Genomic DNA, 25511 nt, shown 5'->3' on the forward strand with positions numbered 1-25511 from the left:
ATGAGCGAGAACCTGACGGTGACCCTGCCGTCCGACCTGGAGATCAAGATGGTGCGCGTCTTCGAGGCGCCCCGCGCGCTGGTCTTCGAGGCGCACGCGAAGTGCGAGCACGTCAAGCACTGGTGGGGGCGGGGCAACCCGCTCGACTGCGAGATGGACTTCCGGCCGGGCGGCAGCTACCGCTTCGTCGAACACGCGCCGGACGGCGAGTACGCGTTCCGGGGCGAGTACCGGGAGATCCAGGCGCCGGAGCGGATCGTGCAGACCTTCGAGTTCGAGGGCATGCCCGGGCACGTCTGCGTGGAGACGCTGGAGTTGACCGAGTCCGACGGCCGGACCACGGTCACCAGCGTCACCCGGTTCGACACCAGGGAGGAGCGCGACGGAATGGCCGCCTCCGGGATGGCCGAGGGCGCCCGCGAGTCGTACGACGCCCTGGCGGCGTACCTGACGAAGCTCTCCTAGCGGCGGAAACCGCGAGTTGGCAGGCTGCGGCGCGGGTCAGCGCAGGGTGACCCGGAGGCTGCGACCGTACGCCCGCCGGGTGACGGCCTCGATCCGGGTACCGCCGGGGATCCGGCGGACCCGGATCCCGTCGTCGGCCGAGACCACCCGGCACCGCCGACCGCGCAGCGTCACCGAGACGGTGTCCCGGTCCATGGTCGGGTCGGCGACCGCGACCGAGGTGCTGCCGTCGCGGGCCTGCCGCAGCAGCACCGAGGCCGGGCCGTCCACCACCAGCCGGCCGGCGGCGTGCCGGCCGGGCGTGAAGGCGTTCGCGGCGACCAGCCCCAGCCCGGCGTGCCGGACGGCCTGGAACCGGGTGCTGTTGGCCAGCACCGCGACCGGCCCGTCCGGGTACGCCCGCAGCCGCTGCTCCGAGGCGTTCGGCAGCAGGGCGTACGCCAGCGAGCCGAGCGGCGCACCGGCGGCCTGCTCCACCGAGACGGAGAAGACCCGCTTCCGCACCATCGTGTCCGGGTTGGCGGTCCGGACCACCCGGCGACTCCGGGTCACCAGCTCGGAGCTGACCGTCGGTGCCGGCCCGGCCAGGAAGGCGTAGCCGACCGAGGTCTGCGCCGCGGCGTTGGCGTAGCGCAGCCAGGCCAGCGGGGCGGTGCCGGTACCGGTGAAGCTCCGGCCGTTGCGGAGTCGCCCGGTCACCGTCACCGGGTCGGACTCCTCGGCGATCCGGCTGTCGACCGTCGTGGTGACCGCCCGGCCGGCCAGGTCGCCGACCCCGGCGGCGAGCACCACGATCTCGTCGTCGAAGAGGAACCACGACTTGGTCGCCACCGCGTTCCGGTACGCGACGAAGTCGTCCGGCAGCCGGCCGGCCCGCTTCGCGGCGTACGCGGCGTCGTCGGACTGGACCAGCCCGGCCACCCCGTAGGCGTCCAGGGTGGCGCCGCCGGAGAACCGGTTGGTGCCGCGCGGGAAGTAGACGTAGGTGTTCTGCGACTCCGAGGACGAGGTGAAGCCGAGCGCCGGGTTGTCGTACCAGGCGGCGCCGTACAACTCCGGGACGGTGTGCCGGTGCTCGACCGGCGCGGTGACCCCGGCCAGCCGGTACGGCGAGACGGTCGTGAAGTAGTCCACCCCGTACGCCTGGGTCTGGTCCTGCCCGGCGAGGTAGAGGTAGTACGCCCCGTCCCCCTGGAACCAGGGCGTCAGGTTCTCGCCGTTCATGTACTCGTACTTGCTGATCCGCTCGGAGCTGCGGGCCAGCGCGAAGGCGTAGCCGGGGCGGCGGTGCACGGTCCGGTCCATCGCGTTGAACGCGACACTGCGCCGCTGCGGATTCAGGTCGGCCGCCGGGATCGAGGCGTCGGCCAGGATGTCGGCGTACCGGGCGATGCTGACCGGGGAGACGAAGCTGCTCGGGTTGAGCGCGGCCCGGGAGGTCTGCCGGACGAACCTGACGTAGCCGGCCAGCGCCCGGGCGTCGGCGTCGGCGGCGTGGCCGGAGAGGTCGACGACCGCCTCCAGCACGCCCGCCACGTCGGCGTAGCCGGTGGTGGTCCGGGAGACCGCCCGACCCTTGACGACCTCCGTCATCCAGCCCTCGAAGATCAGCGGGGCGAACCCGTCGACCACCCAGCCCCGGACCACGTCGACCAGGTCGGCGCCGGGGACGTAGCCGGTACCTTCGAGGATCTTGATGGTCTGCACCACCCGGGCCAGCAGGTTCCGGCCGTACGAGCCGGTGTAGGCGACCGACGCGTGCTGGATGAAGGACCCGTCGGCGTAGTAGCCGTCGGTGACGCCGTGCACCAGCGCGTACGGGTCGACGGTGGCGAAGACGGTGAGCTGGTCGGCGAGGGCCTTGCGGATCCGGGCGTCGTCGCCGAGTACGGCGCCCTGGAGGATCCGGTTCGTCGCGATGTCGGCGAGGTTGGCGCCGGTGTGGAACCGCGAGTCGAGGTCGACGTCACCGTCCTTCCCGTTGCGCAGGTAGGCGTCCATCGAGGCCACATAGCTGGCGACCAGCTCCGGCCGGTACGCGGCCAGGTCGTCGGCGAGCAGCACCAGGATCCGGCTGACGTGGTGGGAGATGCCGATCTCCCAGTGGTGCCAGTTGCCGTAGTAGCCGGTCGACTGGTCGCCGTAGTAGCGCTCGTGCAGCCAGCCGAGCCCGTCGACGACCCGGCGGCGCAGCGCGAGGTCGCCGTCGAGGGCACCGCCGGGGACCCGGGTGGCCAGGGCGATCTCGTAGAGGTACTGGAACGACGTGGTCAGGTTGGGGTCGCTGCTGCCCAGCGGTACGCCCCGGAACAGCTCGCCCGGTCCGGCGCCCGCCAGCGCGTCGAGCCGGGCCCGGGCGGTGGAGTCGATGGCCGCGAGCTTGGCCGCGACCTCGGGCCGGGCGTTCGACTCGGCGGTACCGGCGAAGATCGCGACCGTGTTGCCGCGCAGTACGGCGTGCTCGGCGAGGGCGGTGTCCGCCCGCTCCGGCGGGGTCGCGGCGCTGGCCCGCAGTGGCCCGGCCAGCGCCAGCAGGCCGGCGGCGGGGATCGTCGACAGGACGGCACGGCGGGAGACGGGCACGGCGGACGCTCCAGGATCGACCGTAGGTGATTGCCGAATTCAATCAACCCACCTGAAACTTTTCAACCTCCCCGTGCTGCCCGTGCTCGCCGGGGCCGGAGGTCAGTCCGCGTGAAGAGCAGCGAGACGTTCTGCCCGCCGAAGCCGAAGGAGTTGCAGATCGCGGCGTCGAGCCGCTGCTCGCGTGGCTCGCCGCCAACCACCTCCAACCGGACCTCGGGGTCCTTGCGGTCCAGGTTGAGCGTCGGCGGGATGACGCCGTTGGCGACCGACAGCAGGGTGAGGATGCCCTCCACCGCGCCGGCCGCACCGACCAGGTGCCCGAGGCTCGACTTCGGCGCGGTGAGCACGACATCCTCACCGAGCGCCTGCCCGATCGCGTTCGCCTCCCCGACGTCACCGACCACCGTGGAGGTGGCGTGGCAGTTGACGTGCCCGACGTCGCCCGGTCGCAGCCCGGCGTCAGCCACGGCGCTGCGGATCGCCCGGATCTGCCCGGCGCCGGTCGGGTCCGGACCGGTGATGTGGTGCGCGTCGGCGGTGATCCCGTAGCCGGCGAGCCGGCCGAGCACCCGGGCACCCCGGCCCGCCGCGAAGTCCGCCCGTTCCAGGATCATCACCCCGGCGCCCTCGCCGAGCACGAACCCGTCGCGGTCCACGTCGAACGGTCGGGAGGCCCGCTCGGGCGCGTCGTTGCGCTTCGACAGCGTCCGTGCCTGGGCGAAGCCGGCGATGGTCAGCGGTGCGATCGCGGCCTCGGCGCCACCGGCGATCACCACGTCGGCCTCGCCGGAGCGGATCAGCCGGGCGCCGAGCGCGAGGGCCTCGGCACCGGAGGCGCAGGCGGAGACGGTGGTGTAGACGCCGGCCCGGGCGCCGAACTCCAGGCTGACCCAGGCCGCCGGGCCGTTCGGCATCAGCATCGGCACGGTGAGCGGGGAGATCCGGGCGGGGCCCTTCTGCTCCAGCAGGTCGTCCTGGGCCAGCAGGGTGTTGACGCCGCCGATCCCGGTGCCGACCACCACCGCCAGGCGGAGCGGGTCGACCTCGGGACTGCCGGCGTCTGCCCAGGCCTGCCGGGCCGCGACCAGCGCGGCCTGCTGGCAGCGGTCCATCCGGCGGGCCTGCACCCGGGTCAGCGCCGAGTCCGGCGAGACGGCCATCGGCGCGGCGATCTTGGTCGGCAGGTCGTCGGCGTGTGCGAAGGAGGCCATCAGGTCGTCGATCCGGCGTACCCCGGAGCGCCCGGCGAGCATGCCCTGCCAGAGGGAGTCGACGTCCCCGCCGAGCGGAGTGGTCGCGCCGAGTCCGGTGACGACAACGTCCCGGCCGCTCATGCTGTCTCCTCGTCGTCTTCGCGGTGTGCCGGCTTGTCCGCCGTTGGTTGTATCCCATACAACTATGGCATGTCCACCGAGCCACCCCGGGCCCGTGGCCGGCGTACCCGGGCGCAGATCCTCGAACACGCCGCGACGCTCTTCGCCGAGCGCGGCTTCGACGCCGTAAGCGTGGCCGAGATCGCCACCGCCGCCTCGGCCCACCCGAACCAGATCACCTACTACTTCGGCTCCAAGGACGGACTCTTCGTGCACGCCGCGTTCATGCTGCTGCTACGGGATGCCGAGCGGCTGGAGCCGGTCGGCCGACGCCGCCGTACCCCCGCCGCCTTCCGTACGGCGCTGGCCCGCAGCGCACTCACCCTGCCCGCGGTACCGATCGCGGTGCAGGCGATGTCGATCACCCGGCGCCGGCCGGAGCTGCGACCGGTGGCCGAGCAGAGCCTCGCCGTGCTGTTCCGCAAGGCGCAGAGCTATCTCGCCGCGATCCTGGACCGGCACGGCTGGGTGATCGACCGTCCCGCCGACGTCGAGGCGCGTACCTTCTGGAGCACCGTCCTCGGCGCCCGACTGATCTCGGAGTCCGGTTTCGACGGCCGCGCCGACGACATCGACCTAGCCGGGGTGCTCACCGTCCGGACGCCGGCCGACCCGACACCGTGACCGGCGGGGTGCTCAGCGGCGGCCGGGTCGGGCCGCGCAGCACCCGCAGTGCCACCTTCGGATGCGCCAGCGCGGCCGGTGGCCGGACCAGGTGCTGCACGTCGGTCAGCACCCGCAGCACGTACGGGTCCCGGTCGGCCACGTCGGAGGCCCGGTCGAGATACCAGTACGAGAGCCGGCCACGCCGTCCCGGCCGGACCGCCCCGGCGGAGAACCGCAGGTCGGTACCGGTGGCGATGGTCCAGGCGGTGGCACTGCACCCGGCCACCGCGGCCTGGGCGGCCCGCCCGAACCGCCGGTGTGCCCGAAGGTGCTCGCCGAGCACCACCGCAGTCTGTGCGGCGACGCTCATTCCCTGACCGTAGACGGGGTTGAAGGCGCAGGCGGCGTCCCCGACCACCAGGAACCCCTCCGGCCAGCGCGGCATCGTCTCGTAGTGCCGGCGGTGGTTCCCGGTCCGCCGGAACCCGTGGATCGGCCCGTCCGGCTCGGCGTTCCGGATCGCCTCGTAGATCAGCGGGCTGCGCAGGTTCCGGGTGAACTCCAGGAAGCCGGTCTCGTCGGTGGGCGGGGCCTCGTCGCCGAACCCGCCGAGGGTGACCATCCACCGGCCGTTCTCGATCGGATAGAGCACCCCGCCCCGGGAGACCTGCGGCGGCTTCGGCATCAGCATGATGTTCTTCCAGCCGTCGGCGACGCCCGGAGCCAGCCGGTAGCGCCGACTCGCGTAGCCCAGGCCGGCGTCGATCCGGGTCTCCTCCGGCCGGCCGTAGCCGAGCGCGGCCAGCCACTGCGGGGTACGCGAGCCACGCCCGCTGGCGTCGACGACCAGGTCGGCCTCGCACTGGTGGATCTCGGCCCCGCCGTCGCGGACCCGCAACCGCACCCCGGTGACCGAGGCACCGTCCGCACCGGACAGCAGTCCGACCACCTCACGGGCGGTCTCGAACCGGATCCGCCCGTCGGCGGCGAGCCGCTGCCGGATGGTCCAGTCCAGCAGCTCCCGGCTGGCTCCGACCAGCGTGTGGGTGGCCGGGAACCGCTCCCGCCACCCGTACGGGCTCAGCGACAGCAGGTCGGTCGGCGCGGCGACCGGGACCGCGCCGCGGTCGTACAGCTCGGACATCAGGCCGGGAAAGAGCCGGTCGAGGGCCCGCTGTCCCGAGGTGACCAGGACGTGCAGGTGACGTGCCTGCGGGATGCCCATCCGCAGCCTCGGTCCGTCCGGAAAGCGGTCCCGGTCGAGTACGGTGACCCGCTCGACGAAATCGGCGAGGGTGCGCGCGATACAGAGGCCGGCGAAGCTCCCGCCGATGACCACGGCATGGCGGGGCTTGGACAGTGGCGAAGGCATGCCTCCATCCTTACCGACACCGGCGCTCACCAGGCGAAACCGGTTCGGCAACCTGCCGGAGAGTCAGCATCACGACTCTCCGGCGGGTCGGCGCGGCGAGCTACTCCAGGTGGAGGGTGGCGGACGCCTGCTCGGCGGCGGAGGTCACCGGCTCGACGTAGAGCAGCCCGGCCCGGTGCCGCAGGTACCGCCCGGTGGCGTTCTGCGCCTCCAGCGAGATGCCGGCGGTGCTGGCCAGGCCGGCCCGGCGCAGGAAGCTGGCGTCGGCGCGGAACTGCGCCGAGCCGTCGTCCCGCTCCACGTAGACCTCGTAGTCGCGGTGCCGCAGGTAGTAGCCGGGGAAGTTCGTCGACTCCAGCGACACCGTGCCGGAGCCGGCCAGGCCGGTCACGATCCGGAACTGCGAGTCGGCCAGTGGCGTCACGTTGGCCTCGACCCGGCCCCGGTAGTCGTAGTGCCGCAGGTAGCTGGTGGCGAGGTCGTGCGGGCGCAGCCGGACCGGGGTCGCGCCGTCCGGCACCGGGATGCCGAGGTTCGGGGTGCCGTCGGCGTTCCAGTACAGCTTCTGGATCCGGGTACGCCGGTTCGGGTCGTTGAGCGGGTCACCGTTGATGTCCCGGTAGTTGCGGTCGTGGTAGACCAGGATGTCGCTCTGGCCGTCCTCGGAGACGGTGAACGAGTTGTGCCCCGGCCCGTACTGGCCGGTCGTGGCGTTGCTGGTGAAGACCGGGTTCGGGCTCTTGGTCCACGACGAGGCGGAGAGCAGGTTCGCCGTCGCCGAGGCGGTGAGCATGCCGAGGCAGTAGTTGGCGTCGGTGGCGCTGGCCGAGTAGGTCAGGAAGATCCGGCCGTTGCGCTGGATCACCGCCGGTCCCTCGGCCACCCGGTAGCCCCGGGTCTCCCAGTCGTAGGTCGGCACGGTCAGCCGGGTCACCGTGCCGGTGATCTGCCACGGGTTGGCACCCATCCGGGCCAGGTAGAGGTTGGAGTTGGTGGAGATCCCCGGTTCGGACTGCGCCCAGACCAGGTAGCGGACGCCGTTCGCCACGAAGGTCGACGCGTCCAGCGCGAAGGTGTCCCACGGGGTGCTGATCCGGCCGCGTTCGGTCCACGATCCGGTCAGCGGGTTGGCGCTGGCGTTCTCCAGCACGTACATCCGGATCCGCCAGACGTCGTCGGTGCGGCCGGCGGCGAAGTAGACGTACCAGCGGTTGTTGATGAAGTGGATCTCGGGCGCCCAGATGTGCGCCCCCATCTCGCCGCTGGTGTGCCGGCGCCAGATCGTCGTCTCGGCGGCGCTGGACAGCCCTTGCAGGGTGGTGGCGCGGCGGAGCACGATCCGGTCGTACTGCGGCACGGTCGCGGTCATGTAGTAGTAGCCGTCGGTGTGCTTGACGATGTGCGGGTCGGCGCGCTGGTTGACCAGCGGGTTGCTGTAGTTCACCGCCGGGGCGGCGCCGGCCGGTACTCCCGGGAGCAGACCGGCCAGCAGCGCCAGCACCGTGGCCAGCGCGCCGACCAGCGGCCTGCCGAGCCGCCGGTCGGGCCACCGTCCGGTGCGCGTGTGCCGCACCGGGCCGGCGCCGGGCGGGCGGGGCGGAGAGCGGAACTTCCTGCGCGGCGTCGGCTCCATGACCAGCGACCTTTCGTCGATCCGGCAAGCATCCGGTCCGTTACCCTCGTGTTACCGGGAATAGTGTTATCGCTCACATCGATGAGAGTCAAGGCCCGGCCGGCCATGGCGAGGAAAGCGCATTCCGCCTTGACATAGACCGATGTTAGCGCGAACATCATCGATACGTCCGGGCCGGACACCATCGCGACACCGCCGCACGCCGCATCGCCGGCCGCGCGCCCGCACCCGGGCACGCGGCGAGCGCCCCGCCGGCAGACCGTCCCGCACCGGCGTCCGAGCGCTACCACCGGACGCAGCAAGACCCCCATCTCGCCCGCCTTGTCGGCCCGCGGGACCGTCGTCCCACGGCACCCCGGGCTCGGCACCGTCCACCGGACGGACCGACGGAAGGAAGACCATGGAAGCTCTCGCTTCCCCACCCTCGACGGCGCCGGGCCGGACCCGGCTGCTGCGCACCGCCACCGTACTCGTGGCCGCCGCCATGCTCGTCGGCGCCGCGATCACCGTACCGGTCCGGTCGGCCTCGGCCGCGACCGTCGACCCGAACGCCTGGTACGTCCTGGTGTCCCGGCACAGCGGGAAGGCCCTCGACGTCTACGACCGGTCCACCGCCGACGGTGGCCAGATCGTGCAGTGGGCCCGCAACGACGGCGCCTGGCAGCAGTGGCAGTTCGTCGACTCGGGCTCCGGCTACCACCGACTCCGCTCCCGGCACAGCGGCAAGGTCCTCGACATCCGGGACTCCTCCACCGCCGACGGCGCGGAGGTGATCCAGTGGGCCGACCAGAACAGCACCGACCAGCAGTTCCGGCTGGCCGACTCGGACGGCGGGTACGTCCGCCTGATCAACCGGAACAGCAACAAGGCCCTCGACGTCTGGGAGTGGTCCACCGCCGACGGCGGCCGGATCAGCCAGTACGCCGACGCCGACGGCACCAACCAGCAGTGGCAACTGGTCCGGGTCGGCTCGGGCGGTACTCCGAACCCGACCCCCACCGGCGGCTCGGGCACCCCGCCGGCCGCCTACCCGGCGCCGATGCGGGTGACCGGGGACGTCGGGGTGCACGACCCGACCGTGGTGCGCCGGCCCGGCGGCGACTACCTGGTGGCGCACACCGGCAACGACATCTCGCTGAAGACCTCGACCGACCGGGTCGCGTTCCGCAACGCCGGTTCGGCCTTCCCGAACGGGGCACCGTGGACCACCAGCTACACCGGGGGCAGCCGCAACCTCTGGGCGCCGGACATCTCGTACCGGAACAACCAGTACTACCTGTACTACTCCGCCTCCACCTTCGGCTCGAACCGGTCGGCGATCTTCCTGGCCACCAGCCCGACCGGCAACTCCGGAAGCTGGACCGACCGGGGCCTGGTCATCGAGTCGCAGACCTCTGACAACTTCAACGCGATCGACCCGAGCCTGATCGTGGACGACCAGGGCCGCTGGTGGCTCGCCTTCGGCTCGTTCTGGTCCGGGCTCAAGCTCGTCGCCCTGGATCCGGCCACCGGCAAGCGCTCGGACAGCACGATCCGGGCCATCGCCGGCCGTAACGGCGGCGCGATCGAGGCGCCGACGCTGGTCAAGCGGGGCAGCTACTACTACCTGTACGTCTCCTTCGACCGCTGCTGCCAGGGCGCGTCCAGCACCTACCGGGTGATGGTGGGGCGCTCGACCAGCGTGACCGGACCCTTCGTCGACCGGAACGGCACCGCGCTCACCTCCGGCGGCGGCACCCAGGTGCTCGCCTCGCACGGCGACATCCACGGACCGGGCCACCAGACGGTGCTCTCCGACACCGACGGGGACTTCCTCGTCTACCACTACTACGCGAACAACGGCGCCTCGCTGCTCGGCATCAACCGGATCGGTTACGACTCCGCCGGCTGGCCGTACGTCTACTGACCGTCCCCATCGACCGTAGGGAGCAACCCGTGACACCCCTGCATCCGCGCCGGGTCCGCTGGCGGGCCGCGCTCGCCGCCGGCGTCACCGCGCTGGTCGCCGGCACCGGCGTCCTGGTCGCCGCCGCACCGGCCTCGGCGGCCACCGCCGACCCGAACGTCTACTACGTGCTGGTCAACCGCAACAGCGGCAAGGCCCTCGACGTCTACAACCTGGCCACCAACGACGGCGCCCCGATCAACCAGTACGCCCGCAACGACGGCGACTGGCAGCAGTGGCGGTTCCTCGACGCCGGGGGCGGCTACTACAAGGTGCAGTCCCGGCACAGCGGCAAGGTGCTGGAGCTGCCGAACTCCGACGACGGCGTGCAGTTGGTGCAGAACGCCGACACCGGCAACAGCCGGCAGCAGTTCCGGCTCGCCGACTCGGCCGGCGGCTACGTACGCCTGGTCAACCGGGCCAGCGGCAAGGCGCTGGAGGTCTGGGAGTGGTCCACCGCGGACGGTGCGATGGTCTCCCAGTACCAGGACCTGGACGGCGCCAACCAGCAGTGGCAGATGGTCAACGTCGGGTCGGTCGGCGGCGGGAACCCGACGCCCGGCACCTTCACCAACCCGATCAAGCGGAACGGACCGGACCCCTGGCTCCAATACCACAACGGCTACTACTACCTCGCCACCACCACCTGGAACTCGACGATCACCATGCGCCGGTCCCCGACCCTCGGCGGCCTGGCCAGCGCGTCCGACCAGGTGGTCTTCAACCTCGCCAACCGGCCGAACGGCTGCTGCAACATGTGGGCGCCGGAGTTCCACCTGATCAACGGGCCGAACGGCAACCGCTGGTACCTCTACTACGTGGCCGGGCAGAACGTCAGCGACTTCAACCCGACCCAGCGGCTGCACGTACTGGAGAGTGCCGGCACCGATCCGATGGGGCCGTACACCTTCAAGGCCGACCTGGGCGGCGACTGGCAGCTCGACGCCAGCGTGCTGCGGGTGAACAACAACCTCTACCTGCTCGGCACCTACAACGCCGGGGGAAGCTACGGGCAGAGCCTCTTCATCACCCCGCTGAGCAACCCGTGGACGATCAGCGGGTCGCGGGTCCGGCTCACCTCGCCGACGCTGAGCTGGGAGCGGCAGACCCACCCGGTGACGGAGGGCCCCGAGCCGCTCTACCGCAACGGGCGGACGATGATCGTCTATTCGGCCAGCGCCTGCTGGGGGCCGGACTACAAGCTCGGCCTGCTCACCCTGACCGGTAGCAACCCGCTGAGCGCGTCCGCCTGGACCAAGAGCCCCAACCCGGTCTTCCAGCGCAGCGACGCCAACAGCGTCTTCGCGCCCGGCCACAACGGCTTCTTCAAGTCACCGGACGGGACCGAGGACTGGATCGTCTACCACGCCAACGACTCGGCGGGCGGCGGCTGCGACATGAACCGCTCGACCCGGGCCCAGAAGTTCAGCTGGAACAGCGACGGCACTCCCCAGTTCGGCACCCCGGTACGACTCGGCGTGCCACTCACCGCACCATCGGGCGAGTAGCCGGGCACGCCCGCCCGGGGGACTGATCCTCGCCAGTCCCCCGGGCGGGCCTCGCCGCGGCCCGGCCGGTCGCCCGACCCCGACCGCCAGGAGTCAGAGCGCCACCTCGACCGCCGTCGCCCCCGGCTCGTCGAGCCGGAAGGTCGCGGTACGCCCACCGGCCGACACCTCGTACTCGCCGAGAAAGCCGGTGAAGCCGACCCGGCCCTGCTCGTCCGTGCCGAGTCGGGTCGGCGCGAGCCACCACTCGTCCCAGACCAGCGCGCGCAGCGCCTCGTACGAGGGCTTCGGCGTACCGTCGGCCCGGACGAATCCGCCGGGCGCGCCGAGCCAGCCGCCGTCGACCATCCCCCAGTAGGTGCTGGCCCGCACCGACGGGTGCGACAGCAGTGTCCGGTAGTGCCGGACGATCTCGTCGGCCTGCCGCTCCTCCCCCTCCGGCGTACTCGGCCAGTCGGCGATCTGGTAGTCGTTCAGGTCGACGATCTCGGCCGGCATGAGGTGCCCGGAGAGCAGGGTCGTCTCGGTGAAGTGGATCGGCAGGCCGTACCGGGCGAACCGGTCGATGATGCCGAGCGTCTTCTCCTCGCCCCAGTAGCCCTGGTGCATGTGGCTCTGCAACCCGAGCGCGTCGATCCGGATCCCCGCCTCCAGCACCCCCTCGATCAGGCACTCGTACGCGGCGGACATGTCGAAGTCGTTGAGCAACAGGGTGGCGCCCGGATTCGCCTCGCGGGCCGCGTCGAAGACCATCCGGACCAGCGGGATCCGCCCCAGGTCCCGGCAGATCCGGGTGAGGCCGTTGTCGTACTTGTCGAAGATGGGCATGATCACGACCTCGTTGATCACGTCCCAGGTGTCGATCAGGCCGGCGAAGTCGGTCACCTCCCGCCGGATCCGGTCCAGTTGCACCTGGGTGATCTCCGGATTGGTCAGCTCGGTCAGCCACTCGGCGCTCACCGTGTGCCACGCCAACGGGTGGCCCTTGACCAGGCAGCCCCGCTCGGCGAACCAGCGCGCGGTCGCCTGGAGGCGCCGGGTGTCCGGCCGGCCGCGCTCCGGCTCGAAGCGTCCCCAGTAGAACGGCAGGGTGGCGAAGTTGAACAGGTCGAGCCAGAGGTCGGCCAGCCGCTCGACCCGGGTGATGTCGGCCTCGCCCAGCGAGCCCGGCGCGCCGCCCGGACCGGCCTCAGCAGCCGCCGCCAGCTCACCGTTGGCCAGCGGGATGAACTCGAATCCGGTACAGCCGAACAGGAACGCGTGGTCCCGTTGGGCGACTGTCACCTCCCGGCCGGCCAGCGGGGCACCTGCGCTGGTCACGGTCAGGGTGGCGGTGGCGGTGCGGTGCTGCCGGATCAGCGCGTCGGAGTCGGACGACATCGAGGATCCTCCATCGGTGGGGTGGACGGCGCGGATGGCCAACCGTACGCCCCGGCACCGATCGGCGATCAACTTGCCCGGAGGGGCAGCGGCGCGACGGGGCCGGGGCAGGAGCCCGGCGTACCGGTGACGACCTGGTACGGGCACGATGGCGGTATGCGCCTGGTGTCGTTGCTGCCCTCCGCGACCGAGATCGTCTACGCCCTCGGGCTCGGGAACGACCTGGTCGGCGTGACCTTCGAGTGCGACGAGCCGCCGACGGCCCGGACCGACAAGACGGTCGTGGTCGGTGGTCGGGACACCCGGGGGATGACTCCGGCACAGATCGACAACTACGTGAAGGGGCAGATGTCGGCCGGAGCCGACCTCTACACCCTGCACGCCGACGCGCTCGCCGGGCTGGACCCGGAACTCATCCTCACCCAGGATCTCTGCCGGGTCTGCGCACTCCCCTCCGGGCACGTCGAGGACGCCCTCGACCATCTCGGCTGCCGGGCCGACGTGCTGTCGCTGGACCCGTACACCCTGGAGGAGGTCTTCGGGACGATCCTGGCGGTGGGCGAGCGGACCGGCGTACCCGATCGGGCCGAGACGCTGGTCGGCGCGCTGCGGGACCGGCTCGCGGCGGTGGCGTCGGCGGTCCGGGGCCGGCCGCGACCCCGGGTCGCGGTCGTGGAGTGGGTCGAGCCGCCGTTCACGGCCGGACACTGGGTGCCCGATCTGGTACGCGCGGCCGGCGGCGAACCGGTGGCCGCCCGGCCCGGGGCACGGTCCGTGGAGACGACCTGGCGGGAGTTCACCGAGGCGGAGCCGGAGATCGTGCTCGTGACGCCGTGCGGCTTCCACCTGGAGGGTGCGGCCCGGCAGGCCGAGGTCGTCGCCCGCCGGCTGCCCGGGGTCGCGGTGTGGGCGGTCGACGCGGACGGCCTGGTCGTCCGCCCCGGACCGCGCCTGGTCGACGGGGTCGAGGCGATCGCCGCGATCCTGCACCCGGGGGCCGTGCCCGAGCCGCCCGACGGAGCCGTCACCCGGATCGCCTGACCGCCGGGCACCGGGGCGACGCCCGAGACCGAGACGCATTCACGTTGATGAATTGGTCGGGAACCAGGCGGACCGATACGGCGACTGATCTTCCAGACGCCGATTCACGCCTCGCCTGCCGGGGCGCGCCGCCTCGACAGGAGCTCCCGTGTCCAGAACCGCACCCGACGCCCCGGCCCTCGCCGAACCGGAGCTACCACCGACCCCGGTACCCCGCCCACCGGCCGGCGGCCACCGAAGCTGGTCACCGGTCCCGCTGCTGACCCGGCTGCACTTCTACGCCGGCATCCTGATCGCCCCGTTCCTGGTGGCGGCCGCGCTCAGCGGTCTGGCATTCGTCTTCACCCCGCAGCTCGACGCGCTGGTCTACGCCGACCAACTGCGGGTGGCACAGGTCGGCGAGCAGGCGCAGCCGGTGTCGGCACAGGTGGCGGCAGCGGTCGCCGCGCACCCGGACGGCACCCTGAGAACCGTGCTGCCCGCCTCGTCCCCGGAGGCCACCACCCAGGTGGTCTTCACCATGCCGGAACTCGGCGACCGCGACCACACCGTCTACGTCGACCCCTACACGCTGCGGGTCCGGGGCACCCTGGTCACCTGGTTCGGCTCGACACCGCTGACGACCTGGTTCGACGACCTGCACCGCAACCTGCACCTCGGCGCGGTCGGCCGGGTCTACTCGGAGGTCGCGGCGAGCTGGCTCTGGGTGCTCGTACTCGCCGGGCTGGTGCTGTGGCTGCACCGGCAGTGGACGGCACGTCAGCGGGTACGCCGGCTGCTGCTGCCGGACCTCGCCGCCCGGGGCGTGCGACGTACCCGCGGCTGGCACGCCTCGGTCGGGGTCTGGCTCGCCATCGGCCTGCTCGTCCTCTCCGCCACCGGACTGACCTGGTCACGCTGGGCCGGGGCGAACTTCTCCACCGCCCTCGACGCGCTCCAGGCACACAGCCCGACCCTGGAGACCACGCTGCCCGGCGCCGCGCCCGGCACCGGCAGCGACGCCGGGGCGCACCACGGCGGCGGCAGCCCGGCGCACGGCGCGGGCCCGGACACCACGGCGATCGACGTGGTACTGCGGCACGCCGACTCGGCCGGCATCGACGGGGCGATCGAGGTCACCGTACCGGCGACGACCGGGCAGGGCTGGCTGGTCATCGAGAACGACCGGAGCTGGCCGGTACGCCTGGACCGGGTGGTGGTCGACCCGGCCGACGGCGTGGTCGCGCGCAGCGACTTCGCGGACTGGCCGCTGCTGGCCCAGCTCAGCAAGCTCGGCATCGCGGCCCACATGGGATACCTGTTCGGCCTGGTCAACCAGATCCTGCTCGCCGCGCTCGCGATCGGACTGCTCTGCGTCGTCGTCTGGGGCTACCGGATGTGGTGGCAGCGCCGGCCGGTCCGGGGCGACCGGAGGACGCCACTCGGCGCGGCACCGGCCCGGGGCGGGTGGCGCCGGCTGCGCCTGCCGCTGCTGGTCGCCGGGGTACTGCTGACCATCGCGGTCGGGGTGGCGCTGCCGGTACTCGGGGTCACCCTGGTCGGCTTCCTCCTCGTCGACCTCGTCGTCGGGGCGTACCGCCGCCGTACCCGCTCCGGCTGATCGAGCCGGCGGGTAAGGAAGGGCCCCCGCTTATCGTTTTCTGTTGTAGCGGGGGCCCTTCCTTACACCGCACGTGCCCGGCTGGGGCGGGCGCCGGAGAGCCAGGCGCGCACCTGGGCTGCCTGGCTCTCCCGCTCCGCCCAGAAGGCGTTGCCGAGCCGCCAGGTGGTGCCGTCGGGGCGGCAGTGCTGTCCGAGCAGGTCGAGGAGCGCTCCCGCGGCCGTCGGCCGGGCGAGCTGCCGTTCCCACTCCGCCAGGTAGGGCGTGAGGTCGTCCTCGGCGTTGCCGACCGCGCAGAGCACGGTGTCGACGTCGTACACCGCCGCCGGGTCGTCGGCCAGCGCCTGTGCCCAGAGCGCCCCGAGCAGTTCCCGGACGGCGTGGCGTTCCCCGGCCGGCCAGCTCGGCCAGTCCGCGTGACGCAGCCGGCCGAGCAGCGGCTCCAGGTCCGGCCAGAGGAAGCCCTCGGTGCAGCCGATCTCGAGCATCCGGGGCAGGAAGTAGCGGTAGTCGTCGACGCCGCCGACGGTGAAGAGTACGACCGCGGCGTAGTCGCCGAGGTCGTCGGCGGTCAGCTCGCGCAGCGGTACGGGGCGGAGCAGCTTCCGCTCGTCGTCCGGGGTGAAGCAGCAGGGACAGGAGTCGATGGCCGTCGGCCGGGGAACTCCGCCGAAGACCACGTAGAGCCGGTCGATCGCCTCGGCCAGAGCGGTACCCACCGGGCAACCGTAGGTCGCCGCACCGACCCGGGCAGCCCGATATCCGAGCCCGGTTCGCGGAGCCGCGCCACCGGTCGTACGGGGCGCGGTCCGGCCCGCGCGGCAGCTCCGTACCCGCCGTACGTCCTGGGAGGATTCGCAGGGCTGCTGGCGCTTCCGTCCCCTTCGTACTGCTGCCACCGGTTTGATTGACAGTCCCTAGATCGACAGGTATCAAGGTGACACTCTTCGAAGTCCAAGATCTCCAACCTGAGCCACCAGGGAGGAACCAGTGACCGAATCGAATCCGCGGCACCCGTTGGACCGGCGTGCCGTCCTGCGCCTCGGCGCGGGGCTCGGCGCGGGAGCCTTCCTCGCCGGTTGCCGCGTGCAGACCGGCGACGGCGGCGACGAGGGCGGCTCGGGATATCCGGAACGCTCCGTCGAGCTGATCGTGCCGTTCGCACCGGGCGGCAGCACGGACCTGATCGCCCGGACCCTCGGCAAGGCGATCGAGAAGCCACTCGGCCAGTCGATGGTGATCGTCAACCGGGACGGTGCGGCCGCCGCCGTCGGCACCAGGGAGGTGGCCTCGGCCGAGGGCGACGGTTACAAGATCGGCTTTCCGCCCAGCTCGCTCTTCACCCTCACCCCGCAACTGGGCAGGGGCGCCGCCACCGTCTCGCTCGACGAGCTGCGGGTGGTGATCGGGCTGACCGTGGAGAACATCGTGCTCGTCGCGCACCGGGACTCCCCGTTCAAGACCATCGACGACGTCATCGCGCTCAGGGGCAGCGGCCGACGGATCACGTACGGGCACTCCGGGGTGGGCACCGGGGCGTACTTCGCGCAGACCGCGTTCTACAAGCTCGCCGGGATCAACGCCACCGACGTACCGTTCGGCGGCGGCGGTCCGGCCGTCACCGCCGTGCTGGGCAGGCAGGTCGACATCGGCGCCTCCCAACCGGCGGAGTCGATGCGGCTGGTGCAGTCCGGCGAGCTGCGCTGGCTCGGTGTCTTCAGCCAGCAGCGCAGTCCCTCGCTGCCCGACCTGCCGACCGCCGTCGAGAAGGGCTTCGACCTCACCGTCGACCAGGCCCGGTTCATCGCCGGGCCGAAGTCGATGCCGGACGACGCGGTGACCGCGCTCCAGGAGGCGTTCCGGGAGGCGGTCAAGGCACCGGAGTACGACGACTTCCTGAAGAAGAACTACATCGACCGGTTCGAGGTCGCCGGTACCGAGGTGGCGAACAAGATCAGGGGTGACTTCGACCGGTACAAGGCCCTGATCGACCGGTTCGGGTTGGGGCCGAAGTGAGCCACTCCGGCCTCGACGGGGCTCCCCCACCCGCCGGGGAGGGGGAGCCCGGCGCATTGCCCTCCGACGAGATCCCGCCGGCCGGCCGGACCGGACAGCTCGTCGCGGGCGTGGTACCGGTCGCGCTCGGCCTGGCCGGGCTCGCGTACTCGGTCTCGCTCTCCCTCGGTACCCCCGCCGAGGCCGGGCCGGGGCTCTGGCCGGCACTGGCCAGCCTGCTCCTGCTCGGCGCCGGCCTCTGGTCGCTGGTCTTCGAACGGAAGGCGGCGGCGGTCGAACAGTTCAGCCGGGGCGGGATCGGGATCGCCCTCGGTGTCGTCAGCCTGATCGTCTTCGTACTGCTGATCAGCCGGATCGGTTTCGAGATCCCCACCCTGCTGGTGCTGGCGTTCTGGCTCAGGGTGCTGGGCCGGGAGTCCTGGCTCGCCACCGCCGTGGTCAGCATCGCCACCACGGCCGCGCTCTACCTGCTGTTCATCACCCTGCTGGACGTGAAGCTCCCGAGATTGGCCTTCTGAGTGGACTTCCTCGACCCCGTCCTGGCCGGCTTCGGGGTGGTCTTCACACCGGTGAACCTGCTCTACGTGCTGGCCGGTGTCGTGATCGGCATGGTCATCGGGGTCCTTCCCGGCCTCGGTCCGGTCGCCACGATCGCCCTGCTGCTGCCGATCACCTACGAGATCCCGGCCGAGTCGGCGATCATCATGCTCGCCGGGATCTACTACGGCGCCATGTACGGCGGCACCATCACCTCGGTACTGCTGCGGCTGCCCGGCGAGGCGGCCACGGTGATCACCACCATCGACGGCTACCAGATGGCCCGGCAGGGGCGGGCCGGCTCGGCGCTGGGCATCGCCGCGATCGGGTCGTTCATCGGCGGTACGGTCAGCATCGTCGGGCTGACCCTGGTCGCCCCGGTGCTGGCCAGGTTCTCGCTCGGCTTCGGGCCGCCGGAGAACGCCGTACTGGCCGCGATGGGGATCCTGCTGGTCGCCAGCCTCGGTACGGTCTCGACCGCGAAGAGCCTGGTCGCGGCGGGACTCGGCCTGCTGCTCGCCGCCGCCGGACCGGACCCGCTCTTCGCCTCGCCCCGGTTCACCTTCGGCAACATCAACCTGGCCGACGGCGTCGACTTCGTCGCCCTCGCGATGGGGCTGTTCGGGCTCGGCGAGATCCTCTACCTGCTCGAACACCGGGCCCGGAACCGACTGCCGAAGCCCCGGGTCAGCAACGCCTGGCCGTCCCGGGAGGACTGGCGGCAGTCCCGGGGAGCGGTGGGGCGCGGTTCGGTGGTCGGGTTCTTCATCGGGCTGCTGCCCGGTGGCGGCGGGGTGCTGTCGTCGATGGCCGCGTACGCCCTGGAGAAGCGGCGGAGCAGGACGCCGGAGCGGTTCGGCCGGGGCGCCATCGAGGGGGTGGCGGCGCCGGAGACCGCGAACAACGCGGCCGCGACCTCCTCGTTCATCCCGCTGCTGACCCTGGGCATCCCGACCAACCCGGTGATGGCGCTGATCTTCGGCGCGCTGCTGCTCCAGGGCATCCCGCCCGGCCCCCGCCTGATCAACGAGAACCCCGAGGTCTTCTGGGGCGTCGTCGACTCGATGTACGTCGGCAACATCTTCCTGCTGATCCTGAGTGTTCCGCTGGTCGGCGTCTTCGTCCGGCTGGTCTCGGTGCGGGACAGCATCCTCGCGCCGGTCGTGGTGACCGTGACGATGCTCGGCGTCTACACCGTCAACAACAGCACCTTCGACATGCTGCTGGTGATCGTCTTCGGCGTCGTCGGGTACCTGATGAAGAAGACCGGCTTCGAGCCCGGCCCGCTGGTCCTGGCGTTCGTGCTCGGCAGCGTGCTGGAGACGGCGTTCCGGCAGTCGATGCGGATCTTCGACGGCGACCCGAGTGGGTTCGTGACCCGGCCGATCTCCGGCACCCTCTTCGTGGTCACCGTGCTGGCCCTGCTCGTGCCGGTCGGCGTACGGCTGCTCCGGCGGCGCCGGACGGCCGGGGCGGCGCGGCAGACGGCGGTACCGGCTCAGCGGGAGGGTGCGGCAGTGCCGGACCGGGACGCCGACGAGGAGCTGCGCCCACCCGCCGCTCCCGGCCCGTCCGATCGGCCGTGACGGGCGACGGCCTACCGGACGGTGCCCGGGAGCGGTGGGTGGGCGATCCGGTGCGGCGGGCTACGGGACGATGTCCGCGCCGCCGACCCCGGCGCCCGCGGACGGCGGGCTGCTGCTGGCGGAGCCGGCCGAGTAGCTGTACGGCGGCGGCCCGACGCTGCCGTCGGCACGCAGCCAGTCATCCTTGGTCTTGCCGCTGTCGTTCGCCCGGGTGATGGTGGCGATGTCGTAGAAGTTGCTGTTGGTCCAGGTCAGCCGGGCGTTGCCGAAGTCCTGGGTGATGGTCTTGGCACCCCGGACGTAGTTGCTCTCGGCGTAGATCCGGCCCTCGACCCCGAGCCCGATGAAGTAGTCGTCGACGCTGACGTAGTTGGCGTAGACGTGGGCGTAGCCGAACCGCACCCGGGGGTGGCGGGTGTTCGACCCGTCGAACCAGTTGTGGTGGTACGTCACGCGCAGGTAGCCGGTGTCCTGGGCGGCGTTGTTGTCGCTGTGCCCGAGCAGCATCGACTTGTCGGTGCCGGCGAACCGGTTGTACGAGACCGTCGCGAGATCGGACCCGCGCTTGATGTCCACCGAGCCGTCCGAGGCCGGGTAGAAGGTGTTGTGGTCGATCCAGACGTGGTGCGAGTAGCACTGCACGTTGATCGAGTCGTCCGGCGAGTTCCGGAACGACAGGTTGCGGATGATGACGTTCTGCACGGGGGTGAAGCGGTCCCGCTCGGCGGGGTCGCAGGTGTCGCCGCCCCAGTCCACCTCCGCCGGCCCCCAGCCGTTGACGTCCAGCCCGAAGCCGCTGATCGTCGCCGACGATCCGACGCCGATGATGGTCTTGTTGGAACCGACGTCCAGCATGTCGTCGCCGCTGCCGGTGATGGTGCCGGAGACCCGGACGATCCTCGGCAGGTCGTCGGCGACCGCCGCCGCCAACTGCGCGTAGTTGCCGACCGTCACCGTCGGGCCGCCGGTCCCGCCGTTGGTGCCGGTGCGGCCGTACCCGGAGATGGTGGCGAAGCCGACCAGGCCCTCGCTGGACACCGCGGCGGCACCGGCGGGCGCGGCGGAGACGACCGCGGTGGCGGTCAGCAGCGTGACCACGCCGCCGGCCAGTGACCGGCCGAGCCGGGCTTTCGGGCGGACTGGAGCACGGACACCCATGGGTGCCTCCCTGTGCGGTTGCGGGATGGGGTGGACGATGAGCAGGAAAGCGCTTTCCTGAAACAGGATGGTAACGATCTGATTCAGGTCCGTCAATGTCTTCCGCCCACCCCGGCTCTCCCGCCCCGACACGCGGGCGGGAGAGCCGGCGCTCGTTCAGCAGGGGCCGAGGTCACGCCACTGTGCGGTCAGGCCCGGCTCGGAGCCCTGGGTCCACCAGTTCGCCTGCCAGAGCCGGCCGTTGTGCCGCACCCGGGCACCCTCCAGATAGACCGTCCCCCACTCCCACGCTGGCGCACCGGCGCAGTTCACCGGCGGCTGGGTGGTCGGCGGGGTCGTCGGCGGCCGGGTGGTGGGTGGCGTCGTCGGCGGCCGGGTGGTCGGGGGCGTCGTCGGGCACGCACCGCCGCTACCCACCGTGTCGACGTGGCCGGTCCCGGCCGACCGGTACGCGGCCACCCGGTTCTTCGCCTCGGCGGTGCTGATCACCTCCCGGTCGGCGTAGTAGAGGTAGTCGACCTGCTGGATGTAGCTGGCCGATCCGGTACCGGTCCGGCCGGTCAGGTCGATGAACCAGAGGTTGAAGTTGATCGACATCGACGTCTCCGGGTAGTACCGGTCGCCGTGGTCGGCCACCTGCTGACCGTCCACGTAGTACTTCACCCGGCCGCCGGAGACGGTGAAGACCAGGTCGTGCCAGCCGGCGAAGCTGCTCCGCTGTGCGGTGTGCGTGTTGTCGGCCTGCCACGGCTCGTTCTGGTACGTCTCCCAGGTGGTCTGGTAGAAGATCGGCCCCTGCTCGCCCCACCCGCCGTTCGGCAGGTACTCGAAGTCGATCTCGCCGTAGTTGGGGTCGAGCGGCCGGTCCAGCGGGGTGATGGTGAAGAAGGTCTCCACCAGGTGGTCACCGTCCGGCCCGGACTGCGGCGCGTCGGTGAACCGCACCCGGCTGGCGTAGGTGCCCTCGAAGAACTTCCGCTGGTGGAAAAACTCGGCGTGGCTGGTGCCGCCGGCCGTACCGTCGGTGCGGGCGGTCAACTGGAGCACCTTCTGCCCGCTGTCGGTGGGGAAGCTGACGTTCGACGCCGGCCAGGCGGCACCGGGCACGCCCGGGCCGCCGGAGTTGGTCCGCACCGTCCAGCCCCGGGCGGCGATGGCGGGATCGGACGGCGACGAGTAGCCGAAGTCGTCGAAGAGGACGCCGCAGGCGGCGGCGAGGGCGGGGGCGGCGGCCGGTACGGCACCGGCGGTGGTCGCGGTGATGCCGGCGAGCGTGCCGGCGGCCAGCAGGGCCGCCGTACCGGCGGCGAGGCTTCGCGCGCGGGGTCTGGCTGACACGGGGGTTCTCCTCCCGGTGGGGGTGACAAGGGGTTGCCGGACGCCGGCCGACGGTGGCCGGCGCCCGGGTGGTGACCCAGGAGAGGTGCGGTGCTGCGGGGGTCTAGCGGACCGCACCGGCGGTCAGGCCGGTCCGGATCTGGCGTTGGAAGAGCACGTACGCGGCGAGCACCGGCAGCATCGAGATGGTGAGGCCGGCGAAGAGACCGCTCCAGTCGCTGCGGTAGCCCTGGCTGACCGAGAGCGCGGCCAGCCCCTGGGCCAGCACGTACCGCTCGGGGTCGGGATTGAGCACCAGCGGCAGCAGGTACTGGTTCCACAGGCCGAGGAAGTTGAAGATCGCGACGCTGACCAGCCCCGGCCGGGCCAGCGGCAGCATCACCCGGAAGAGCACGCCCCAGTGCGAACAGCCGTCCAGGAACGCCGCCTCGGCCAGCGCCGAGGGGAGCGACCGGAAGAACCCGTGCAGGAAGAAGACGGTGAACGGCAGGGCGTACGCGGTGTAGACCAGGATCAGTCCGGGATAGGTGCCGAGCAGCCCGAGTTGGCGTACCACGAAGAAGAGCGGCACCAGGGCGAGGAAGACCGGGAAGAGCAGCCCGGCGACGAAGAGGTGGTAGAGCAGGCGGTTACCCGGGAACGAATACCGGGCCAGGGCGTACGCGACCAGCGCGCCGAGCAGCATGGTCAGCACCAGCGCGATGCCCACCACGATCGCGCTGTTCAGGAAGTAGCTGCCGATCGACGCCTGGTTCCAGGCCCGGGCCCAGTTGTCGAACCGGGGCGTCGCCGGCACCGTCCACGGGCTGGTCAGGATCTCCCGGTCGGTCTTCAGCGAGCTGAGTACCGCCCAGAGCAGCGGCACGGTGACCAGCGCGGCCCAGCCGACCAGGAAGAGGTGCGCCGCCGCGTCGCCGAACCGCCCGGTGCGGCGGGCCGGGGTGCGGGCCGGTGCGGCGGCCGGCTGCCGGCGGGCGGGACGGTCGACCAGGGTCGTCATGACAGTTCCACCCGCTCCCGGCGGCCGGCCCGCAGCGCCACGACGGCGAGCGCGAGGGTGAGGAAGAACAGCGCCACCCCCATGGCGGCGGCGTAGCCGAACCGGCCGTAGGTGAAGGCGTTGCGGTAGAGGCCGAGCCCGATGACCTCGGTCGACCCGTCCGGCCCGCCGGGCCCTACCGTCATCACCTGGACGACCGCGAAGCCGTCCAGCGCGAGCACGCCGAGGTAGACGAAGGCGACCTGCACGTTCTCGCGTACCAGCGGCAGCACCACCCGGCGGAGTACGGCGAGCCGGCCGGCGCCGTCCAGCACCGCCGCCTCCAGTACGTCGCGCGGGACCGACTCCATCGCGGCGGAGAAGAGCACCATGTAGAAGCCGACCGACGACCAGACCAGCACTCCGGCGACGGCCCAGAGCGCCAGGTGCGGGTCGCCGAGCCAGGTCCGGGCCAGGAAGTCCAGCCCGACGGCCCGCAGTGCCCCGTTGAGTACGCCCTCGTTCGGGTGGTAGACGAACTGCCAGAGCACCGCGATGATCGGCAGCGAGAGCAGTTGCGGGAAGAAGTAGGCGACCTTGTAGAACTCGCCGCCGCGGACCCCGCCGACCATCGTGCTCCCCCGCCGGCCGCCGAAGTTGACCAGTGCGGCGAGCAGCAGGCCGAGCCCGATGGTGACCGCCGGGACGACGAGCAGGAGCAGCCCGTTGTTGCGCAGCGCCGCCAGGAAGAGCGGATCGTCGACGAGCCGCCGGAAGTTCTCCAGCCCGACGATCTCCACCTGCCCGGAGACTCCGGTCCAGTCGGTCAGCGCCAGATAGAACGCCTGCGCGTACGGGGAGAGTACGAAGACCGCGTAGAGCAGCAGTCCGGGCAGGATCGCCCCGGCGAGGAAGCGGTACTTGCCGTGCCGCAGGGCCGCCATCTGGACCTACCGGCTGTACTTCTTGACGGCGGAGTCGGCGGCGATCGCGTCGGCGGCCTTCTGGATCCGGTCCGCCCACTGCCGGGGGCTGATCCGGCGGGTGGCGAGTTCGCCGGTGGCGTCGTCGACCGCCTTGGCCAGCGGGGCGTACCAGGTGCGGAACCGGTAGGTGACGGTGTTCGCCCCGGCGGCCTGCACGGCGGAGCGTACCGAGCCGAGCCCGGTGCTCAGGGTCAGCCCGTCGGTGGCTCCGGCGACGCTGGGCAGCGTGCTGTTCAGTTCGGCGAACCGCCGGGCGCTGCCGGCGGAGAAGAGCACCCGGAGGAACTCCAGCCCGCCGCGCGGGTTCTTCGCTCGGGCCGGGACCAGGAACGATTCGCTGCTGGCGGCCTGGACCGTCCCGTACGGCAGCTTGTCGGCCGCGCCCAGCGACGGGACCGCACCCATCACCATGTCGAAGCCGGCCGGGGTGACGCCCTTCTGCTCGGCCTCCAGCCAGGAGCCGCACGGGATGATGGCGGCCTTCCCCTGCGACCAGGCGGCCTGGGCCTCGGTGTGCGACAGCGCCTCGGAGCCGGGCAGCAGGTAGCCCCGGCCGGCGAGTTCGGCGATCGCGGTCGCCGCGTCCAGCAGCGGCTGCTGTTTCCAGGCGCCCGGCTGGAGGTTGTCGACCGCCTTCACCAGCTCCGGCCCGCCGGCCTTGGCCGCCATCGCCAGCAGCGGATCGTTGAGGTATTCCGGATATTTGCCCTGGTAGGTCCAGGGTGCGATGCCGGCCTTCTTGATCTGGGCGCAGAGCGCCAGCATCGCGTCCCAGCTCGTCGGGTACGCCCAGCCGTGCTTGTCGAAGAGCGGCTTGGAATACCAGAGCCCCCAGACGGTGTAGGTGAAGTTGAGCGTGTAGACCTTGCCGTCGAGGGTGCCGTCGGCGACCACCCCGGGCAGCAGGGTGTCCCGGACCTTCGTGCCGGGGTCGTCCAGCGAGGGCGCGTCGAGCAGTTCGGTGAGGTCGGTCAGCTTGCCGGCGCCGACCAGGGTGGCCAGGTCGAGCCGGCCGGCGCCGGTGTTGTCGACCACGTCCGGCGGGGTGTCGGCGACGAACCGGGGTTGCAGCGCCTCGCCGACCTTCTGGATCGCCTTGTGCTCGACCGTGGCGCCGGGAAACCGTCCCTTGTAGAGGTTTTCGGCGTTGACCGCGTACTCGTCGCCGTAGCCGCCGTCGAAGACCACCACCTCCAGCGGGGTCGAGGCGGGGACCCCGAGCGGATTCTCGGCGCTGGTCTCGCCCTTGGCGGCGGCTGGCCGGCCGTCGTCACCGCCGCTGGTGACGCAGCCGGCCAGCGCGGGAGCGGCCAGCCCGACGGCGGCGGCCCGCAGCACGGCGCGTCGTCTCGGGCCGGTGGTCGGTGCCGGCCCGGAGCGGGCCGGACGGAAAGAGTTCATG

20 protein-coding genes are annotated in these 25511 nt (G+C 71.7%); 9 read left to right on the forward strand and 11 right to left on the reverse strand.

The features are described from left to right. Positions 1-465 carry an SRPBCC family protein gene (locus V1634_RS18985; protein ID WP_331209207.1) on the forward strand — a complete coding sequence of 155 codons (465 nt, stop codon included), beginning with the start codon at positions 1-3 and terminating at the stop codon, positions 463-465. Positions 466-501: 36 nt separating this feature from the next. Here V1634_RS18985 and V1634_RS18990 read toward each other — a convergent pair whose 3' ends face one another. Together V1634_RS18990 and V1634_RS18995 are read right to left on the reverse strand one after the other, a co-directional pair. Further along, on the reverse strand, positions 502-3048 hold the full coding sequence (locus V1634_RS18990; RefSeq protein WP_331209208.1) for a polysaccharide lyase family 8 super-sandwich domain-containing protein: 2547 nt from the start codon (positions 3046-3048) through the stop codon (positions 502-504). A 62-nt stretch (positions 3049-3110) separates the two neighbouring features. Next, positions 3111-4385, reverse strand: a complete 1275-nt coding sequence (locus V1634_RS18995) for a beta-ketoacyl-[acyl-carrier-protein] synthase family protein (RefSeq protein WP_331209209.1) — start codon at positions 4383-4385, stop codon at positions 3111-3113. A 69-nt stretch (positions 4386-4454) separates the two neighbouring features. Between V1634_RS18995 and V1634_RS19000 the strand changes: the two genes are divergently transcribed. Then, positions 4455-5048 (forward strand): TetR/AcrR family transcriptional regulator C-terminal domain-containing protein, encoded by a 594-nt coding sequence (locus V1634_RS19000; protein ID WP_331209210.1) that lies wholly within the window; start codon positions 4455-4457, stop codon positions 5046-5048. On the opposite strand, the gene V1634_RS19005 is transcribed toward V1634_RS19000, so the two are convergent. Both V1634_RS19005 and V1634_RS19010 read right to left on the reverse strand, forming a co-directional pair. After that, positions 5014-6402, reverse strand: coding sequence for an FAD-dependent oxidoreductase (locus tag V1634_RS19005; RefSeq protein ID WP_331209211.1), 1389 nt, complete (start codon positions 6400-6402; stop codon positions 5014-5016). The two genes, V1634_RS19000 and V1634_RS19005, sit on opposite strands and share 35 nt — an antisense overlap. Positions 6403-6502: 100 nt before the next feature. Beyond that, on the reverse strand, positions 6503-8035 hold the full coding sequence (locus V1634_RS19010) for a family 43 glycosylhydrolase (protein ID WP_331209212.1): 1533 nt from the start codon (positions 8033-8035) through the stop codon (positions 6503-6505). Positions 8036-8435: 400 nt separating this feature from the next. Here V1634_RS19010 and V1634_RS19015 point away from each other — a divergent pair, with 400 nt between their 5' ends. Then, positions 8436-9941, forward strand: coding sequence for a family 43 glycosylhydrolase (locus V1634_RS19015; protein ID WP_407951811.1), 1506 nt, complete (start codon positions 8436-8438; stop codon positions 9939-9941). 29 nt (positions 9942-9970) lie between these two features. Beyond that, positions 9971-11488, forward strand: a complete 1518-nt coding sequence (locus tag V1634_RS19020; RefSeq protein WP_331209213.1) for a family 43 glycosylhydrolase — start codon at positions 9971-9973, stop codon at positions 11486-11488. A 93-nt stretch (positions 11489-11581) separates the two neighbouring features. Here V1634_RS19020 and V1634_RS19025 read toward each other — a convergent pair whose 3' ends face one another. Beyond that, positions 11582-12868 (reverse strand): endo-1,4-beta-xylanase, encoded by a 1287-nt coding sequence (locus tag V1634_RS19025; RefSeq protein WP_331209214.1) that lies wholly within the window; start codon positions 12866-12868, stop codon positions 11582-11584. 156 nt (positions 12869-13024) lie between these two features. Here V1634_RS19025 and V1634_RS19030 point away from each other — a divergent pair, with 156 nt between their 5' ends. Both V1634_RS19030 and V1634_RS19035 read left to right on the forward strand, forming a co-directional pair. Continuing rightward, positions 13025-13909, forward strand: a complete 885-nt coding sequence (locus tag V1634_RS19030; RefSeq protein ID WP_331209215.1) for an ABC transporter substrate-binding protein — start codon at positions 13025-13027, stop codon at positions 13907-13909. Positions 13910-14057: 148 nt separating this feature from the next. Then, complete coding sequence (locus tag V1634_RS19035) at positions 14058-15509, forward strand: PepSY-associated TM helix domain-containing protein (protein ID WP_331209216.1); 1452 nt, start codon at positions 14058-14060, stop codon at positions 15507-15509. Positions 15510-15571: 62 nt separating this feature from the next. On the opposite strand, the gene V1634_RS19040 is transcribed toward V1634_RS19035, so the two are convergent. Continuing rightward, a complete protein-coding gene (locus V1634_RS19040) occupies positions 15572-16228 on the reverse strand; it encodes a hypothetical protein (protein ID WP_331209217.1) in 657 nt (218 codons plus the stop codon). 271 nt (positions 16229-16499) lie between these two features. Between V1634_RS19040 and V1634_RS19045 the strand changes: the two genes are divergently transcribed. Genes V1634_RS19045 through V1634_RS19055 form a run of 3 tightly spaced genes read left to right on the forward strand, consistent with a single transcriptional unit; the run spans position 16500 to position 19648 of the window. Further along, positions 16500-17525, forward strand: coding sequence for a Bug family tripartite tricarboxylate transporter substrate binding protein (locus V1634_RS19045; RefSeq protein WP_331209218.1), 1026 nt, complete (start codon positions 16500-16502; stop codon positions 17523-17525). Between the two features lie 56 nt (positions 17526-17581). After that, positions 17582-18043, forward strand: coding sequence for a tripartite tricarboxylate transporter TctB family protein (locus tag V1634_RS19050; RefSeq protein WP_331209219.1), 462 nt, complete (start codon positions 17582-17584; stop codon positions 18041-18043). Next, positions 18044-19648: a tripartite tricarboxylate transporter permease gene (locus V1634_RS19055; protein ID WP_331209220.1), complete on the forward strand. Its 1605-nt coding sequence runs from the start codon at positions 18044-18046 to the stop codon at positions 19646-19648. It begins immediately after the preceding gene. Positions 19649-19708: 60 nt separating this feature from the next. Here the strand turns inward: V1634_RS19055 and V1634_RS19060 are convergent, their stop codons facing one another. The 5 genes from V1634_RS19060 to ngcE all read right to left on the reverse strand — a co-directional run bounded on the left by V1634_RS19060 (position 19709) and on the right by ngcE (position 25510). Further along, a complete protein-coding gene (locus V1634_RS19060; RefSeq protein WP_331209221.1) occupies positions 19709-20806 on the reverse strand; it encodes a pectate lyase family protein in 1098 nt (365 codons plus the stop codon). A gap of 156 nt (positions 20807-20962) precedes the next feature. After that, positions 20963-22144 (reverse strand): carbohydrate-binding protein, encoded by a 1182-nt coding sequence (locus V1634_RS19065; RefSeq protein WP_331209222.1) that lies wholly within the window; start codon positions 22142-22144, stop codon positions 20963-20965. Positions 22145-22247: 103 nt separating this feature from the next. Further along, complete coding sequence (locus V1634_RS19070; RefSeq protein ID WP_331209223.1) at positions 22248-23144, reverse strand: carbohydrate ABC transporter permease; 897 nt, start codon at positions 23142-23144, stop codon at positions 22248-22250. After that, on the reverse strand, positions 23141-24067 hold the full coding sequence (locus tag V1634_RS19075; protein ID WP_331209224.1) for a carbohydrate ABC transporter permease: 927 nt from the start codon (positions 24065-24067) through the stop codon (positions 23141-23143). The genes V1634_RS19070 and V1634_RS19075 overlap by 4 nt, the downstream gene beginning before the upstream one ends. Positions 24068-24073: 6 nt before the next feature. Next, positions 24074-25510 (reverse strand): N-acetylglucosamine/diacetylchitobiose ABC transporter substrate-binding protein, encoded by a 1437-nt coding sequence (gene ngcE, locus V1634_RS19080; protein ID WP_331209225.1) that lies wholly within the window; start codon positions 25508-25510, stop codon positions 24074-24076. Between the last annotated feature and the right edge of the window lies 1 nt (position 25511).

It is taken from the genome of Plantactinospora veratri (assembly GCF_036421995.1).
Classification (GTDB): Bacteria; Actinomycetota; Actinomycetes; order Mycobacteriales; family Micromonosporaceae; genus Plantactinospora; species Plantactinospora veratri.